The organism is Nocardia sp. NPDC057455, from assembly GCF_042802775.1.
Lineage (GTDB): Bacteria > Actinomycetota > Actinomycetes > Mycobacteriales > Mycobacteriaceae > Nocardia.
The window spans coordinates 49571-65752 of the sequence record NZ_JBHVDM010000036.1 but is presented as its reverse complement, the minus strand read 5'-3'; the positions used below and the strand labels follow the sequence as shown (position 1 = coordinate 65752).

General features: G+C 69.4%; 16 protein-coding genes. 7 read left to right on the top strand and 9 right to left on the bottom strand.

All coding sequences use genetic code 11. The features are described from left to right. The coding region (locus ACFU5M_RS16985; protein ID WP_379049779.1) for an LLM class F420-dependent oxidoreductase at window positions 1-976 on the bottom strand (976 nt) is incomplete at its 3' end. A 162-nt stretch (window positions 977-1138) separates the two neighbouring features. Here ACFU5M_RS16985 and ACFU5M_RS16980 point away from each other — a divergent pair. After that, a complete protein-coding gene (locus tag ACFU5M_RS16980; RefSeq protein WP_379049776.1) occupies window positions 1139-1798 on the top strand; it encodes a cyclodeaminase/cyclohydrolase family protein in 660 nt (219 codons plus the stop codon). A 35-nt stretch (window positions 1799-1833) separates the two neighbouring features. On the opposite strand, the gene ACFU5M_RS16975 is transcribed toward ACFU5M_RS16980, so the two are convergent. Next, window positions 1834-2733 carry an NADP-dependent oxidoreductase gene (locus tag ACFU5M_RS16975; protein ID WP_379049774.1) on the bottom strand — a complete coding sequence of 300 codons (900 nt, stop codon included), beginning with the start codon at window positions 2731-2733 and terminating at the stop codon, window positions 1834-1836. A gap of 66 nt (window positions 2734-2799) precedes the next feature. Between ACFU5M_RS16975 and ACFU5M_RS16970 the strand changes: the two genes are divergently transcribed. The 3 genes from ACFU5M_RS16970 to ACFU5M_RS16960 all read left to right on the top strand — a co-directional run bounded on the left by ACFU5M_RS16970 (window position 2800) and on the right by ACFU5M_RS16960 (window position 5255). Next, on the top strand, window positions 2800-3234 hold the full coding sequence (locus ACFU5M_RS16970; protein WP_379049771.1) for a winged helix-turn-helix transcriptional regulator: 435 nt from the start codon (window positions 2800-2802) through the stop codon (window positions 3232-3234). 198 nt (window positions 3235-3432) lie between these two features. Next, on the top strand, window positions 3433-4182 hold the full coding sequence (locus ACFU5M_RS16965; RefSeq protein WP_379049769.1) for a L,D-transpeptidase family protein: 750 nt from the start codon (window positions 3433-3435) through the stop codon (window positions 4180-4182). A 335-nt stretch (window positions 4183-4517) separates the two neighbouring features. After that, the gene (locus tag ACFU5M_RS16960; protein ID WP_379049767.1) at window positions 4518-5255 is read left to right on the top strand and encodes a hypothetical protein; all 738 of its coding nucleotides are present in this window, start codon (window positions 4518-4520) and stop codon (window positions 5253-5255) included. A gap of 9 nt (window positions 5256-5264) precedes the next feature. Here the strand turns inward: ACFU5M_RS16960 and ACFU5M_RS16955 are convergent, their stop codons facing one another. After that, entirely contained in the window at window positions 5265-6128 is an 864-nt protein-coding gene (locus ACFU5M_RS16955; protein WP_379049764.1) for a bifunctional 5,10-methylenetetrahydrofolate dehydrogenase/5,10-methenyltetrahydrofolate cyclohydrolase, read from the bottom strand. 496 nt (window positions 6129-6624) lie between these two features. Here ACFU5M_RS16955 and ACFU5M_RS16950 point away from each other — a divergent pair, with 496 nt between their 5' ends. Next, a complete protein-coding gene (locus tag ACFU5M_RS16950; protein ID WP_379049792.1) occupies window positions 6625-7494 on the top strand; it encodes a YdcF family protein in 870 nt (289 codons plus the stop codon). A gap of 95 nt (window positions 7495-7589) precedes the next feature. Further along, window positions 7590-8393 carry a putative protein N(5)-glutamine methyltransferase gene (locus ACFU5M_RS16945; protein ID WP_379049762.1) on the top strand — a complete coding sequence of 268 codons (804 nt, stop codon included), beginning with the start codon at window positions 7590-7592 and terminating at the stop codon, window positions 8391-8393. An 80-nt stretch (window positions 8394-8473) separates the two neighbouring features. On the opposite strand, the gene ACFU5M_RS16940 is transcribed toward ACFU5M_RS16945, so the two are convergent. Together ACFU5M_RS16940 and ACFU5M_RS16935 are read right to left on the bottom strand one after the other, a co-directional pair. Next, window positions 8474-9304 carry an SDR family NAD(P)-dependent oxidoreductase gene (locus tag ACFU5M_RS16940; protein ID WP_379049760.1) on the bottom strand — a complete coding sequence of 277 codons (831 nt, stop codon included), beginning with the start codon at window positions 9302-9304 and terminating at the stop codon, window positions 8474-8476. Between the two features lie 33 nt (window positions 9305-9337). Further along, window positions 9338-10909: a succinic semialdehyde dehydrogenase gene (locus ACFU5M_RS16935; RefSeq protein ID WP_379049759.1), complete on the bottom strand. Its 1572-nt coding sequence runs from the start codon at window positions 10907-10909 to the stop codon at window positions 9338-9340. A 149-nt stretch (window positions 10910-11058) separates the two neighbouring features. Between ACFU5M_RS16935 and ACFU5M_RS16930 the strand changes: the two genes are divergently transcribed. After that, window positions 11059-11742 (top strand): TetR/AcrR family transcriptional regulator, encoded by a 684-nt coding sequence (locus ACFU5M_RS16930; RefSeq protein ID WP_379049756.1) that lies wholly within the window; start codon window positions 11059-11061, stop codon window positions 11740-11742. Window positions 11743-11758: 16 nt separating this feature from the next. Here the strand turns inward: ACFU5M_RS16930 and ACFU5M_RS16925 are convergent, their stop codons facing one another. Genes ACFU5M_RS16925 through ACFU5M_RS16910 form a run of 4 tightly spaced genes read right to left on the bottom strand, consistent with a single transcriptional unit; the run spans window position 11759 to window position 16123 of the window. Then, window positions 11759-12670 carry a short-chain dehydrogenase/reductase gene (locus tag ACFU5M_RS16925; protein ID WP_379049789.1) on the bottom strand — a complete coding sequence of 304 codons (912 nt, stop codon included), beginning with the start codon at window positions 12668-12670 and terminating at the stop codon, window positions 11759-11761. Window positions 12671-12675: 5 nt separating this feature from the next. Then, window positions 12676-14142 (bottom strand): flavin-containing monooxygenase, encoded by a 1467-nt coding sequence (locus ACFU5M_RS16920; protein WP_379049753.1) that lies wholly within the window; start codon window positions 14140-14142, stop codon window positions 12676-12678. A gap of 38 nt (window positions 14143-14180) precedes the next feature. After that, window positions 14181-15251 carry a PDR/VanB family oxidoreductase gene (locus ACFU5M_RS16915; protein ID WP_379049751.1) on the bottom strand — a complete coding sequence of 357 codons (1071 nt, stop codon included), beginning with the start codon at window positions 15249-15251 and terminating at the stop codon, window positions 14181-14183. After that, window positions 15248-16123, bottom strand: a complete 876-nt coding sequence (locus ACFU5M_RS16910; protein WP_379049749.1) for a metal-dependent hydrolase — start codon at window positions 16121-16123, stop codon at window positions 15248-15250. Before ACFU5M_RS16910 ends, ACFU5M_RS16915 begins: the two co-directional genes overlap by 4 nt. Window positions 16124-16182: the final 59 nt, after the last annotated feature.

The following is a 16182-nucleotide window of genomic DNA, read 5'->3' as shown; positions in this document are numbered from 1 at the left end:
GGACCACGTTCAAGACCGTGACGCCCGCCTCCTTGAAGGCCGCGACCCGTTCTTTGACATAGCCGGCCGAACCGACCAGGGAGATGTCCCGGACCAGCTGGTCCGGGACCGTCTTGGCCGCGGCCTCCTTCTCCCCCGCCAGGTACAGCTCCTGGATGCGGTCGGCCTCGGCGCCGTAGCCGTATTTCGTGGCCAGGGTGTGATAGAAGTTCTTGCCCTTGGCGCCCATGCCGCCGATGTAGAGCGCCAGATGCGGCTTCACGAACTCCAGCAGCGGTTCGACGTTGTCCCCGATGGCCAGCGCCGGGCCTGCGTACACGTCCAGGTCACCGAGGACCGGATCGCGTTTGGCGAGACCCGCGGTGAGCGAGTCCGCCCACACCTCCTTCGCCTTCTCCGGCAGGAAGAAGATCGGCTGCCAGCCCTCGGCGATCTCGGCGGCCAGTTCCACGTTCTTCGGGCCGAGCGCGGCCAGCAGCACCGGGATGCGCTCGCGCACCGGGTGGTTGATCAGCTTGAGCGGCTTGCCGAGGCCGGTGCCCCGGTCGGCAGGCAGCGGGATCTGGTAGTACTTGCCCTGATATTCCAGGCGCTCCCGCCGCCAGACCTTCCGGCAGATCTCCACCAGTTCGCGGGTGCGGCCGATCGGCGCGTCGTAGGGCACGCCGTGGAAGCCCTCGATCACCTGCGGACCCGACGCGCCCAGCCCGAGCACGTAGCGTCCGTCGGAGACGAAGTCCAGGCCCGCCGCGGTCATCGCGGTCAGGCTCGGGGTGCGCGTGTAGAGCTGCAGGATGCCGGAGGCCAGCTGCAGGGTGGTGGTCTTGGCGGCCAGGTAGCCGAGCGCGCTCACCGCGTCGAACGAGTACGCCTCGGGCACGAACACGATGTCCAGGCCCGCCCGCTCGAGGTCGGCGACTTCGGCCGCCGCCTCCTTGAAGCCCCCCGAGTAGTTGATGCTCAATCCGATCCGCATGACACTCAACATAACGGCGGGTACGTCCCGAGCGCGCACCGGCCGGGTGCGAGCCCGGCAAGGCGTGGTCACGACCGAAGCAGCGGCGCCACGGGGTAGCGTCTACTCGTAGTCCGTCCTCTCGTAGTCCGTCCTCGCCGTAGAACGAAAGGCAATACGCACGTGTCGCAGCCCAGCTCGTCGTCCACGGAAACTGCGCCGTCCTCCGGCGAGGTCACTCTCGCGCAGTACCTGGGCGATCTGGCCGCCAAGATTCCCGCACCGGGCGGCGGCGCGGTGGCCGCATTGCACGCCGCGCAGGGCGCGGCACTCGTCGCGATGGTCGCGCGCTACACCACCCGCGCCAAGGATGCCGAGAACCGGCCGGTGATCGATCGGATCATCGAAGCCGCCGACGCGGCCCGGGAGCGCGCTCTCGCGCTGGCCGCCGCCGACGCCGCCGCGTTCACGGCCGTCGGCGCCGCCTACAAGCTGCCCAAGGACACTCCGGAGGACCTCGCCGCCCGCACCGCCGCGATCAATGCCGCACTGATCGAGGCCGCCCGCGTGCCCGCCGCGGTCGTCGACGAGGCGGACGAGGTGCTGTCGCTGGCCGCGGAGCTGCTCCCGATCGGGAATCCGAACGTCGTCACCGACATCGGCGCGGCGGCCGACGCCTGCCGCGCCGCCGCGACCACTTCCCAGCTCAACATCGAGATCAACGTGGCGTCGCTGCCCGCCGCCGAGGGTGACCGGTTCGCCGCGGTCCTGGTGCGGATCGAGGAACTCACCGCGCGGGCGGACGCCCTGCACGCCGACGTCGTGCACGCCGTCCGCCGATAGCGGCGCGATCGCTCCGGCCGCGCGAGAACGGCCGTTCAGGCAGGCGGATCCCAGGCGACCAGCACGACCTTGCCGCGCACCCGCCCCGATTCGCCGAGTTCGTGTGCCTTCGCGGCGTCCGAGAGCGGCAGCACCTGGTCGATCGTCGCACGTAGATGACCGCGCTCGACCATCGTGGTGATCTCGCGCAGTGATACCGCCGACGGTTCGACATAGAACCGCTCGTAACGCGGGTCGTCTTCCGCGTCCGAACTTTGGGTGTCGATCAACCTGCCGTCGGGACGCAGCAGCGGAACGGAGCGGGATCCGTACGCGCCGCCGACCAGGTCGAGCACGATGTCGACGTCGCGCACCGCGGCGCCGAAATCGACCGCGGTGTAGTCGATCACCTCGTCGGCGCCGAGCCCGCGTAGGTACTCGTGGTTGACCGCGCGGGCGGTGCCGATCACGTGCGCTCCGCGATATCGCGCGATCTGCACCGCCAGATGCCCGACGCCGCCCGCGGCCGCGTGCACCAGCACGCGCTGCCCGGCACCGAGCGCGGCCAGCGCTTGCCAAGCGGTCAGCGCTGCGGTCGGCAGTGCCGCCGCGTGTACCAGGTCGACGCCCCTCGGCGTCGGTGCCAGCGTGTGCGCTTGCGCCACCACGTATTCCGCGTTCGCTCCGCCGAACACCATGCCGTACACCGGAGCGCCGATCGCGAACCGGTCCACTCCGGCACCGAGCTCCTCGACGACACCCGACACATCGAGTCCCAGCGTCAGCGGTGGATCGCCGAACTGGATCAGTCCGGCGCGCACTTTCCAATCGGCTGCGTTGACGCTGGTCGCGGCGACCCGTATCAGCACCTCCCCCGGGCCGGGCCGCGGCCGCTCCACCTCGACCACCTCGAGCACTTCCGGGCCACCGAACGCGTACTGCGTGATTGCGAGCATGTACTGATTCTGTGGCTACCTGGTACCTTTCGGAAAGAAGGCACCTTCTTGATACCGAGGTTCCCCATGGATACCGCATGCGACCGGGCGGCGACCGGCAGCCTGGTCGAAAGCTACCTGCATCACTGCCCCGCGCGGGAAGTGCTGGCCGTCCTCGCCGACAAGTGGGTGATGCTGGTGCTGAGCGTCCTGCGCTCCCACGCCGGGCCGATCCGCTTCAACGAACTGCGCCGCCGCCTCGACGGCATCACCCAGAAGATGCTCACCCGAACCCTGCGCAACCTGGAGCGGGAGGGCCTGGTGCGCCGGGCGGTCTACCCCACGGTGCCGCCCCGCGTGGAGTACTCGCTCACCGAACTCGGTGCGAGCATCGGCGCGATCAGTCACGCCATGGGCGTCTGGGCCGTCGAACATCAGGACCGAATCCTCGCCGCGCGAGCCGAATTCGACATGCGAGCCGCGGCCGAACCGGAACCGTTGCCACGCGGACTCACGCGCTGACGGATCGGCGGCGCCCCGGCCGCCGCATGACCCGAGCGACTCACTGCCGTTTCGATCGCACCCGGCGGGGTACGCGGTCATTGGTGGGCCTGCCCCCGATCACAACCGGACCATGGACCGGTTCTATCCGTGGCCGAGTTGATCATGGGGGCCTAAGATGTTCCTTGCCTACCACACCATCTCGAAGGGGTGGACGCCATGAGGAGCGCCATTCGGTACCTGTTCCTCGCGACCGTGATCGTGGCACTGGCCGCGTTCGGGTCGGGGGCGGCGGCAGCGATGACGATCGTGCCGCCGACGCCTCCGGTGGCGGCGATCGGACCCTCGAACGGCCAGGTGGTGGGCGTGGCTCATCCGGTGACCATTCGTTTCGCCGCACCTGTCACCGATCGCGCGAAGACGGAACAATTCATCGACATCAGAACGACCCGGCCGTTGCCGGGCACATTCGCGTGGACCGACGATCGCGAAGCGGTGTGGACGCCGAGCGGGTTCCTTCCCGCCGACGCCACCGTCCTCGTCTCGGTTGGTGGCGCGCGCACGGAATTCCGCACGAACGCAGGCGTTTTCGGCGAGGCGAACATGTCGGCGCACACGTTCACGGTCACCGTCGGTGGCACGGTCGTCCGGACGATGCCCGCTTCGATGGGCAAGCCGGGGTATGAAACGCCGACCGGCACCTGGCCGGTGCTGGAGAAGTTCCGTTCCGTCGTGTTCGACTCCCGCACCATCGGCATTCCCCTGAGTTCGCCGGAGGGCTACATCATCAACGGCGAGTTCGCCGAAAGACTGACGTGGGGTGGTGTTTTCATCCACTCGGCTCCGTGGTCGGTGGACCAGCAGGGTTATGCGAACGTCAGCCACGGCTGCATCAACCTCTCTCGCGATGACGCCGAATGGGTCTATCACACGATCGGTGTCGGCGACCCGGTCGTCACGCACTGGTGAGCGGCGCCCTCCTCCGGGTAGCGTCGAGAGGCATACCCGAGGGGAGGGCAATGTTGCGCGAGTTTCCGGTCTCACCGCCGCATGGCACCGAAGAAGCGGAGTTCCGAGACCTCTGAGGCGCTCGAGCTTTGTCACACCCCGCCCGAGCACGAATGGCCGGCTCGGCTGAAGTGACAGCCGCGCACCGGCCGCCTGGAGCCGCGCGGAAGACCCGCCGGTATCCTCCGATAGGCGCGACGGCTCAATTGTGAACGCGGCAGGGCGTTCCCGCGTCGTGGCGATGCGGTTAATCTGACGGGGACCTGATGAAGGGCGGGGCGATGGATCGACCGGAGATGAGCGCGCGACCCGGCTACGACCGGGGGAATCCGTACGGCGCCGGGGGGCAGGCGCCGGCCGGCGAGGAGTACCGCGGTGAGTGGTCCACATGGGTGGATCGGCTACCGGCCGAGGCGCAGCCATCCGAACCCGCGCACACGCCGGAGCCAGGTCCAGACGAGTACGAGGATCAATTCGCGGGACTGATCGACCGCTCCCCCGCGCCACGCCAGACGCGACGGTGGGCGGTGCCACTGCTCGGCACGCTCGGCGTCGCCGCGCTCGGTGCCGCGGCCTTCCTACAGTTCGGTACCGGCGGCTCCGACCGGCAGGCCGCGACACCGGTCCCGTCCGCCGAGGCCGACGCTCCCGCGGCGCCGGTCGCACAGTGCCCCGCCGAGCGGGTCGGCAACCGGATCCAGGGCAATGGCGTGGGCAGTTTCGAATCCGGTCCCGCGGTGATCTTCGCCTTCCAGCACGCCTATTACGTGGACCGGTCCGGCGAGCAGGTCCGCGCCACCACCACTGCCGACGCCGCGGTCCAGGCCGCCGACGCCATCCAGCGCGGCATCGACAGCATCCCCGCCGGCACCACTCACTGCGTGGCGATCACCCCCGGCGCGTTCGCCGGCCAGTACACCGTGGTGGTCACCGAACATCGGCCCGGGCAGCAGCCGGTCACCTACAACCCGCAGGTGGTCACCACCACCAAGGACGGCAACCGCACGCTCATCAGCGCCATCGCCCGGGGGTGAGGCGGCGCTTCACGCAGAGCCGCTCGGTCGCTCGGATTCAGCGGCGGTGACGACGTGGCGCATGAGCAGGGCCGTGGTGACCGGGCCGACGCCGCCGGGGACGGGGCTGAGCCCGGCGGCCTTGCCGCGCACCGAACCGGCGTCGACATCGCCGACGATCTTCCCGTCGGGAGCCTCGTTGGTGCCGACATCGATCACCACCGCGCCCTCCCGCACGTGCTCGCCGGCGATCAGGCCGATGCGGCCCGCCGCGGCGACGACGACGTCGGCGGTGGCGGTGACGGCCGCGAGGTCGGCGGTGCGGGAATGGCACACCGTGACGGTCGCGTCTTTCGCCAGCAGCAGCTGGGCGAGCGGCTTCCCGACGACGTTCGAGCGGCCGACGACCGCGACATGGCGCCCGGTCAGCGGGATCTCGTGGTGTTCGAGCAGTTCGACCACGGCCTCGGAGGTGGCTGGGACGAAACCGGCCAGCCCGGCCGCCAGCAGGCCGAGCGACAGCGGGCTGACGCCGTCGACGTCCTTGGCCGCGACGATCGCGGAACTCACATCGTCGAGCGTGACACCCGCGGGGAGGGGCGTCTGCAGCATGATCGCGTCGGTCGTCGAGTCCGCACCCCGCGCGGTCAGCTCGGCGCGGATCTCCGCAGCGCTCGCCTCGGATCCGAGATCGACCGTGTCGCAGACGATTCCGAGCCGCTCGGCCGCTTTGCGGAGCGAGTTCACATACCAGGCGCTCGCCGGGTCGTCGTTCGCCACCACGAGGGCAAGGCGCGGGGCGGCGCCGCCGTCGGTGAGCGCGGCGGCGCGGGCCTTGGTGTCGGCGTTGATGGCGGCGGCGAGTTCCTTGCCGGACAGCGAAACGGTATCCACGTCGACACAGCCTAACGGGCGCGGCCTGGCGCGTTCCACCCCAGCCCGCTTCGCACCCCGCAAACTCAAGGCAATCACACAGCGAACGTGACCTGACCGGGTCTGCCGACTGCTGCGAGGTCGGGCGGCGCCAGCGGGCGGACGGGCTCGCCGACCACGGCACGCCAGGAACGGAGGCAGCGACCCAGCCGCACAGCCGATGGCGCCGACGATGGCAGACGACCGGCCCGTGCCGACACTTCCCCAGCGAGCGACCGCGATTCACGCGGCTCGCGGCGCCGTGGAAGCAAGGAGGAGGCCGCCGCCCATCCCCGCTTCGAAAACGACCAGCGCCCGGTTTCACCCCCCGGCAAGCACACCGCCGACGACATCGAGGAGCCCGTTGACAAATTGCCGGTTGACCGATGGTTTCGCCCGTATCGTATTTCCTGTTTGCCCCAGCTAACTGCTAGCACGTGCCAACCCGTTCGACAGCGGAAAGGTGACGACTGTAGTGATGATCTCGAGGCAGTGGAAACTTCTCGTCGCGGCGTCGTTCGCCGCGTTCTCGCTCACCGGTCTGGCCGGTGTCCCCGCGAATGCCGCACCGGAAATCGATGCCCTGTACAACTCCGCCCAGCGCCACTTCGCCAACGGCGACGACGCCGCGGGCCGGGCCGACCTGCGCACTGTGATCGGCGCCGATCCCGCCGACGCCGAAGCGCTCGCCCTGCAGGCGATCTGGTCCGACTACGCCGGTGACCTGCCCGCGCTCGTGGACGCCATGGCGCGGTTGCACGTGGTCGATCCCGGCTTGGCGCAGGGCACCGACAACGTGCTCGGCGCCATCCGCGCCGCGGTGGGCACCCTGCCCAACCCGCTGCCCGCGCTGGCGGGGCCGCAGACCGGCATCGTCGTACTCGGTTACGGCCTGCTCCCGGATGGTGCGCTGCGCCCGGAACTGGTGAACCGGCTCACCGCGGCATGGTTGCAGTCGATCACCGCGCCGCTGTCGCCGATCGTCGTCACCGGCGGGAATCCACAGAACGGCATCACCGAGGCCGAGGCCATGCGTGACTGGCTGGTCGGTCACGGTGTAGCGCCGACCCGCATCCATGTGGAGAGCCGTGCGGGCTCGACCGTGCAGAACGCCCTGTTCGGCACGAGGCTGCTGCGAGATATCGGTGCGACGAGCGCGATCGTGGTCACCTCACCGAATCACATCCGCCGTGCCGTCGCCGATTTCGTCGTCGCGGGCACCCGGGTCGTCGGCGCGACGACCTCGCTCGAACAATTGGTCTCGCAGCTGCCGCCACCCGGCAGACCGGCGCAGCGCGGCATCTACCTCGACGCCACCCGCACCTTCCAGCTCAGCACGGCACGCTGACTCCGGCCGATCGGGACTCGCGCCCGAGCGCGCCGGTCCCGATCACCGGGAAAATCCGTTGGCGGCATCCCGCGTGAGCGCGGCAGGATGTCCCGGTGAGGTCAGCCGGAAATTCCGATGTGGTCGCCCGGCTCCGGGCGGCGGGCTGCGTGTTCGCCGAGGAGGAGGCGCGGCTGCTCACGGCCGCCGCCGCGGAGACCGGCGTGGCGCTGGAGTCGCTCGTCGTCCAGCGCGTCGCCGGTAGCCCCCTGGAGCACCTGCTCGGCTGGGCGGAGTTCCACGGGCTGCGGGTGGCGGTGTCTCCCGGTGTCTTCGTGCCCCGGCAGCGCACCGCGTTCCTCGTCGACCGAGCGGTCGAGCTGATCCACGCTCGGACGGGTCATCCGGTGGTGGTCGACCTGTGTTGCGGCTCCGGCGCGCTCGGACTGGCGGCGGCGCGGACTGCCGCCGACGAAGGCCGTCCGGTCACACTGGCGGCCGCCGATATAGATCCGATCGCGGTCGAATGCGCCCGCCGGAATCTCACCCCGCTCGGCGCGCCGGTCTACGAAGGGGATCTGTTCGAGCCTTTGCCCGAGGAATTGCGCGGTTGTATCGACATCCTGCTCTGCAACACCCCGTACGTCCCGTCGGAGATGATCGCGCGGATGCCGCCGGAGGCCCGCGATCACGAACCGCGCACTGCCCTCGACGGCGGCCCGGACGGCTTGGACGTCTTCCGCCGGGTTGCGGCCGAGGCGGCCGGTTGGCTGTCTGCGGGTGGGCATCTGCTCGTGGAGTCCAGCGAGGACCAAGCGCCGATCGCACTCGCCGTCCTGGCGGACAAGGGTCTCGCGGGCCAGGTCGCGGCATCCGAAGAGCACTACGCGACCGTGGTCATCGGCACCCGTCCACGCTGACGACCGCGCCGGTCCGTCGAGGAAGCGCCCGACACCATGCGAGCGGTGTGGCCTCGGAGTTCACCCGACGTCGCTGCGCGTTACTTCTTGCGGCCGGTGAACTCGTCCATGGAGTGGTAGACGCCGACCGTATCGAGGAACAGGTCACGCAGCTTGATCGGCAGCAGTCCGGAGAGCGCCTTGTTCAGGCGCGAGGTCCACGGCAACACGATCAGCGGGGTGCCGTTCTTCATCTCGCGCCACGAGGTGTCGACCACCTTGTGCTGTTCGAGGATCGGGGTGAACAGGAATCCCTTGGCGCCTTCGAACATTCCGGTGTTGATGTAGGTCGGGCAGACCGTGGTGATCTTCACGTGCTCGTGGCCGGCCTGTTCCAGTTCGATGCGCACCGAGTCCGACCAACCCAGCGCCGCCCACTTGGACGCGGCGTACACGCTCATGCGCGGGTTGGACACCAGGCTCGCCGAGGAGGCGATGGTGAGCACCCGCGCCTCGGTTGCTCCAGCGACCATGGCGGGCAAGAACTCGAGCGTGACATACATCGGGGCGAGCGAGTTGATCGCCATGGTCTTGTCGATGTCGGCGCGGTTCTGTGTTTCCCAGAAGTAGCTGTTGCCGCGCACGATGCCCGCGTTGTTGACCAGGATGTCGATGCCGCCGACCTGCTCGCGCACGCTCGCCGCCGCCTCGGTGATCGCCTCGGGCGAGGCCACGTCCACCACGTGGTGATGAACGGCGCTGCCGCGGCCGGTGAGTTCGGCGGCGGTCTCCTTCAGTGCGGCCTCGTTGATGTCCCACAGCACCACCGCCGCGGCACCTTCGCGCACCGCGCGCTCGGCGAACAGCTTGCCCAGCCCCATCGCGGCTCCCGTGACCAGGACCCTCTTGCCCGCCACCGTATCCAGTTTCATCCGTACTGCTTCCTGATCCGTCACTCGTGCGAGTTATTTCTGCCGAAGCGTTTTCATGACGCCGAAGTACAGCGTCATCGTCTTGGCCCATACCGCTTCGGACATGCCGGGCAGCGGCGCGATCGGCAGCATTCGCTGCACCGCGATGGTCTGGGTGTCGATGTACTTGAGCAGGCCCTCCGGACCGTGCCTGCGTCCGGTGCCGGAGATGCCGAGCCCGCCGGACGGCGCGTCGGCGCTGCCCCAGGCGGCGATGAAGCCCTCGTTGACGTTCACCGAGCCCGCGACGATCCGCGCCGCCACCGCGCGGCCGCGGGCGGTGTCCTTGGTCCAGACGCTGGCGTTGAGACCGTAGGCCGTGTCGTTGGCCTGTTCGACGGCTTCGTCGTCACTGTCCACGCGGTAGATCGAGACCACGGGGCCGAAGGTCTCCTCGCGGTGGACCGTCATGCCCGGCCGCACTCCGGCCAGGACGGTCGGCTCGTAGAAGTACGGTCCGAGGTCCGGACGCGCGCGACCGCCCGCCAGGATGGTGGCGCCCTTGGCGACCGCGTCGTTCACGTGCGCGACGACCGTGTCGAGCTGGCGCTGGAAGGTCAGCGATCCCATGTCGCTGTCATAGTTCAGACCGCCGCCGAGCCGGATGGCCTCGACGTGCCCGACGAATTCGGTGACGAAGCGGTCGTAGACGCTGTCGTGCACGTAGATCCGCTCCATCGACTCGCACAGCTGCCCCGCCGAGGCGAAGCATGCTCGGATGGCGATCTTGGCGGCGCGCGCGACGTCCGCGTCTGCCAGCACCAGCAGCGGGTTCTTGCCGCCGAGTTCGAGCGAGTAGCCGATCAGCCGCTCACCCGCCTGCTTGGCGATGGTCCGTCCGGTCGCGCTGGAGCCGGTGTAGTCGACGTAGTCGGCACGGGCGATCACCTCACCGCCGATCACCGCACCGCGGCCGAGCACCGCCTGCCAGAGCCCGCGCGGCAGTCCGGCGCGCACGGCGGCGTCGATGGCCCACAGCGCGGTGAGCGCGGTCTGGTTGTCCGGGCGCGCCACCACCGCGTTGCCCGCGACCAGGGCGGGCAGCGCGTCGGAGGCGGCCAGGGCCAGCGGGTAGTTCCACGGCGAGATGACCGCGACCACGCCCTTGGGCCGATGCCGAACGTCGACCTGGGTGAGCACGGGCAGCACCCCGCGCGGTTTGCGCGTGGCCAGCAGCCGGGCGGCCACCGAGGCGTAGTACCTGGCGTTCACGGCCACGTCGCCGACCTCGTCGAAGGCGTGCGCTCGCGCCTTGCCGGCCTCGGTCTGCACGATGTCCAGGATGGTGTCCTGCTCGGCCAGCACGATGTCGTGGAACCGGCGCAGCACCGCGATCCGCTCCCGCACCGGTCGTCGCGCCCACTCGCGCTGCGCCTCGCGGGCGGTGGCGAACGCGGTCTCGATGTCATCGGCGGAGGACTGCGGCAGATCGACGATCTTCGCGCCGGTCGCCGGCGCGAACACTTCGACCGCGGGTGCGCCCCCGGCGACGGCGTGCGCGAGCAACGGCTGCACCAGTGACGGGGACAGCGCGTCGGCGGTGGCCGGTTGGGAGGCGGTCGTCATGGTCGGCCCTCTCGAGGACGGTGGACCGCGCCCCGGACGCGTCCCATTAAATGAACAGTGGTGTTAGATTAATGTCTATGTCACACCTCGTGTCAAGCTGTTCGTCGTGGCGCACAGTTATCCCGAGGGCCGCGTTGTGAGGCGGCACTATGCCGGCTGAGCCGACGGCCGCGCGGCGCGGAAGGCCGCCGCAGACTCAGGAGCAGGCCGAGGAGGTCCGCGCCCGGATCGTGCTCGCGACGGCGGAAGTGTTCACCCGCACCGGCTCCCGCGGGTTGAGCGTCGCGCAGATCATCGAGCAGGCGGGACTGGCCAGGCCGACCTTCTACCGCTACTTCGGCAACGCGAACGAACCGCTGCTCGCGGTGCTCGACAGCTCCAACGAGGGGTTGGTCGGCGGCATCCGCGCGGCGTTGACCGGCACCGACGAGCCGGTCGAGCTGGGCATCCGGCTGATCGACGCCTATTTGGACTGGGCGCGCGGGCACGGCCCCATGCTGCGGCCGCTGTTCGCCGAGCTGCACGACCCTGGCTCGCCGGTGTCGGTGTACCGCGAGCGCGCGCTCGACGACATCCGCGAACTGGTGCGCGAGACGTTCGCCGAGCTGCGCCGCCCGGTGCCGAGCCCGCTCGATCTCGACGCGGCACTGCACCTGTGCGAGTACGTGGTCTACCGGATCTCCGCGGGCACCGCGCCCGGCGCCGAACCGGACGCGGAAACCGTCGCGGCGGCACGCCTGACGATGATCCGCGTGCTGCTCACGACGATCGGCACCCGAGCCGATGTGGAGTACGCGTTGACGCTGCCCGCGATCTTCCCCGCCGCGCCGTAGACCGGCCCAGAGCGCGTCAGCGCGGTATCGGGGTGACGGGATCGCTGTCGGCGACGCGCTGTTCGACCCGATGGATCAGCTCGTGTACGCGCGGGTCCCGGGCCAGCCTGCTGTCCAGCACCACATTGATCACGCCGCGGAACAACGCGTAGGGCTCCCACTGCGGCGGCGCGATGGTGCGCGCCGCACGCCGGGCGATTCCTTCGGCGATGGATTCCGCCGCGTCCCGCACGGTGATGCGCAGGCTGAGCGGCCACGGCAGTAACGCGCCCAGGGCGGCGCCCAACTCGTCCTCGTCGAGCGTGCCATGGGTCATCGCGGTATCCACGATGCCGAAGTACGCCACACCCGCGGTCGCGCCGACCGCGGCGAGTTCGACCCGCAACGCCCGCCCGAACTGCTCGACCGCGGCTTTGCTGATCATGTAGGGCGAACCGGCCATGCCGGGCGCGAACGCCGCGGCGGAGGAGACCACCACCACGTGCCCTTTCGTGGCGACGATGTCCTCCAGCGCGGGATGTACGGTGTTGAACACCCCGGTCACATTGATGCCGATGACCCGATCGAAATCGCCGGGGCTCATCGTCCGGATCGTGGCGGGCTCGGGCACCACTCCCGCGTTGGCCACCACCACATCGATCCGGCCGAAACGCTCGCGCACCCGGGAGATGGCTTCGCGCATCCCGATTCGATCGGAGACGTCCGCGCGCACGACCAGTGCGCGCTCCCCCATCGAGCGCCCGACGGCAGCGGCGGCGGCCTGGTCGATGTCGATCAGCGCCACCGAAGCGCCCGAGGCGTAGAGCTTTTCGGCGAGCGCGCGGCCGATGCCGGTACCCGCGCCGGTGATCACCACCACCCGATCGCGCACATCCAGCCGGTGCTCGGCAGGTGGGGACAGCAGCTGACGCAGCAGGTCGACGACCACGACGCTCACCCGGCCCGCAGCTGGTAGGACTCCGGATCGAAACGGCTTGTGCGCCGCCGGTACTCGAAACTCCAGTTGGGGTACAGACCGGCGTTGCCTCCGTCGGCGGTCTGGTAGTAGCTGCGGCAACCGCCGGTCAGCCAGGCGGTGTCGCGGCTGCGCTCGGTCACCTCGTCGAGGAAGGCTCGCTGCACCTCCTCGCGTACATCGATCCGCCGGATGTCGTGGGCACGCATGGTGGTCACGGCATCGACGATATAGCGCACCTGCGCCTCGATCATATAGATCGCGGACTGATTGCCCGCCGCACCGAACGGCCCGAGCGTGCAGAAGAAGTTCGGGAAGCCCGCCACGGCAGCACCGAGATAGCTGCTCGGACGCGCCCGGTACCGGTCCCCGATCGAGTGACCGCCGAGCCCGTGAACCCGATCGAAAATCACCGGGGGAACGCCGAATCCGGTGCCCCAGATGATCGTGTCCACCGCGTGCTCCGCGCCATCGGCGGTGACGATCGACCGGGCGCGGATCTCCTGGATTCCCTCGGTCACCACCTCAACGTTCGGCCTGGTCAGGGCCGGATAGTAGGCGTCGGAGAAGATCGCCCGCTTACACCCGATCACATAATCGGGGGTGAGTTTGCGACGCAGCTGCGGATCCCGCACCTGGCGCAGCAGTTGGAGTCTGCCCAACGCCTCGTACGGATGCCGGAACCGCTTGTCCACGAAGCCGACCAGGCCGAACCCTTCGATGCCGGTGTAGAGGAGGCCGCGGATCGCTTTGCCCAGCGCGGGGACCCGGCGCAGCAGCGCGCGTTCGGCGGCCAGGGTGCGGCGATCCAGTCGCGACACGATCCACGGCGCCGAACGCTGGAACACGGTCAGCTTGCCCACCAGAGGCTGGATCTCCGGGATGAACTGCACCGCGGACGCGCCCGTGCCGATCACCGCGACGCGCTCACCGGTGAGGTCGTGCCCGTGATCCCAGTGCAGCGAATGGAATTGCGTCCCTTCGAAGGTCTGCGCGCCGGGCAGCCGCGGGATCTGCGCCTCGCTGAACGGCCCGACCGCGGAAACCAGCACCCGCGCGGTCAGGTCACCGCGACTGGTGCGCAGCCGCCACAGCGTGGCCGCGTCGTCCCAGCGCGCCTCGAGCAACTCGACGCCGAACCGCATGTGCCGCACCACGTCATGGCGTTTCGCGACCGACCCGAGGTAGGCGAGGATCTCCTGCTGCGTGCCGTAGGTGCGCGACCAGTCCGGATTCGGCGCGAAAGAGTACGAATACAGGTGCGAGGGCACGTCACAGGCGCAGCCCGGATAGGTGTTCGCCCGCCAGGTGCCGCCGAGATCGTCCGCGCGCTCGAGCAGCACGAAATCATCGATGCCCGCTTCGCGCAGCGATACCGCCAGCCCTATCCCGGCTATCCCGGCCCCGATCACCGCGATCGGCACATGTTCCGGATGCGCAGCCATGTTTTCCTTCCGCACGCGGGCATCGTCGCCCGCCGAGCTCACAGATCCAGTTCGAGTTCGCCGCCGCGCGCTCGGGAGACGCAGGTCAGCATCGACTCCGCGCGCTCGGACTCGAGCAGCGAGCGGTCCCGGTGATCCACCGCGCCCGCGAGCAACCGCGTCTTGCAAGTGCCGCAGAATCCTTGCTGACAGGAGTAGGCCACGCCGGGCAGCACGCGACGGATCGCAGCGAGCGCGGACTCGTCGGCGGCGACCTCCACATCGAACCCGCTGCGATGCAACCTGATCCGGAACGGCTCCCCGTTCCGCACGGGCAGCGGAGAGAAGCGCTCGGTGTGCAGCGACGCCGTCGGATCGTGCAGCGCGAGCACCGCACGCGCGGCCTCGGCCAGCGGCGGTGGGCCGCAGACGTACACCGCGGCGCCGGGCGGGGTCTGTTCGAAGATCATCCGCGCGTCGGGTACGCCGTACTCGTCGTCCGGCCGAACCACCACGTCGCCGCCGATATAGCGGGCCAGGTCGTACAGGAACGGCATGCGCGACCTCGACCGGCCCAGATACATTAATCGCCAGGGCACTCCCGCGCGTTCGGCCGCGGCGACCATGGGCAGGATCGGCGTGATCCCGATACCGCCCGCGACGAACAGATAACACGGCGCCTCGACGAGCGGGAACGCATTGCGCGGACCGCGCACGCACAGCCGGTCACCCACGCGCAGATCGCGGTGGATCTCCACGGAGCCGCCCTCGCCGTCGGCGATGAGACGCACCGCGATGCGATAGAATCCACGGTCGGCGGGGTCGTTGGTGAGCGAATACTGCCGCTGTCGACCGGACGGCAGGAAAACGTCCAGGTGCGCGCCCGGTGTCCACGCGGGCAGTGCACCGCCCTCGGGGTGGCGCAGCCACAAGCTCACCACGCCGTGGGCCTCATGGCCGATCCGGTCGACGATCACCTCGAATTCGTATCCGGTGCGGCGGACCGGATCGGGGCGCGAAAGCAGTTGCGCGGCATCGCTTTCTACGAAAAGGCGCTTGTAGGCGTCGGCCGCCGAGCCGATCAGCCGCAGCGCCGCCCCTGGCTGGAACCGCTCCCCCACGGCGGTCACGCGTTCGCCGCCCGTGCCGCGGGCGACTGCGCGAGGTAACGCAGCGCGTTGTCCATCGGGCCGAGTTGCGACGGGTGGAAGCCCGGCCGCAGATAGCGCGGGATTTCGGTGAAGAACGTCGTGAAGCTGGGCACCACGCCGCGCACCGACGCGCCGGCCAGCTGTAGTGGCCAGAATCGTCCCTTGTGCTTCGACGGGTCCTTGTGGAACAGGTAGCCCCCGGAGATGACGAACAAGACGAGCAATCCCGTACTCGCGATGAGCGCCTGCCGCGCCTTGCGCGCGTATCCGCCGTCGACGTGCATGTAGGCGTCGTAGACCACGCTGCGGTGCTCGACTTCCTCGGCGCCGTGCCAGCGGATCAGGTCCAGCATCGCCGGGTGCATGCCCTTGGCTTCGAGCGTGTCGTTGGTGAGCAGCCACTCCCCGATGACCGCGGTGTAGTGCTCCATGCCGGCGAACAACGCCAGCCGCTCGCACAGCCACTCCCGTTTGGCCCGGCCGGTCAGTCCGTGGTCGCCGAGGATACGGTCGACCAGCCAGCTGAGGCGGTCGACCATCGGGCCGACTTCGAGGCCGAGCCGCTCCAGTTGCTCGCGCGCCTTCTCGTGCGAACTGGCATGCATGGATTCCTGGCCGATGAAGCCGCGGACTTCCTCGCGAAGGCGCTCGTCTTCGATCAGGGGTAGCGCCTCGGCCAGCGCCTGCGCCATGGCGCGCTCCCCTTCGGGGAGCACCAGGTGCATCACGTTGATGATGTGGGTGGCCATCGCCTCGCCGGGAATGTAATGCATCGGCACCGTGGCGAAGTCGAATTCCACCGCTCGCGCGTTGATGGCGTGTGTCTGGTCGGCATATACGGCAGAACCCATCTCGCGCCCCTCGTCATCGATCGGTGTCTTCGCAATGTAATGATGACATCAGGTGCTGT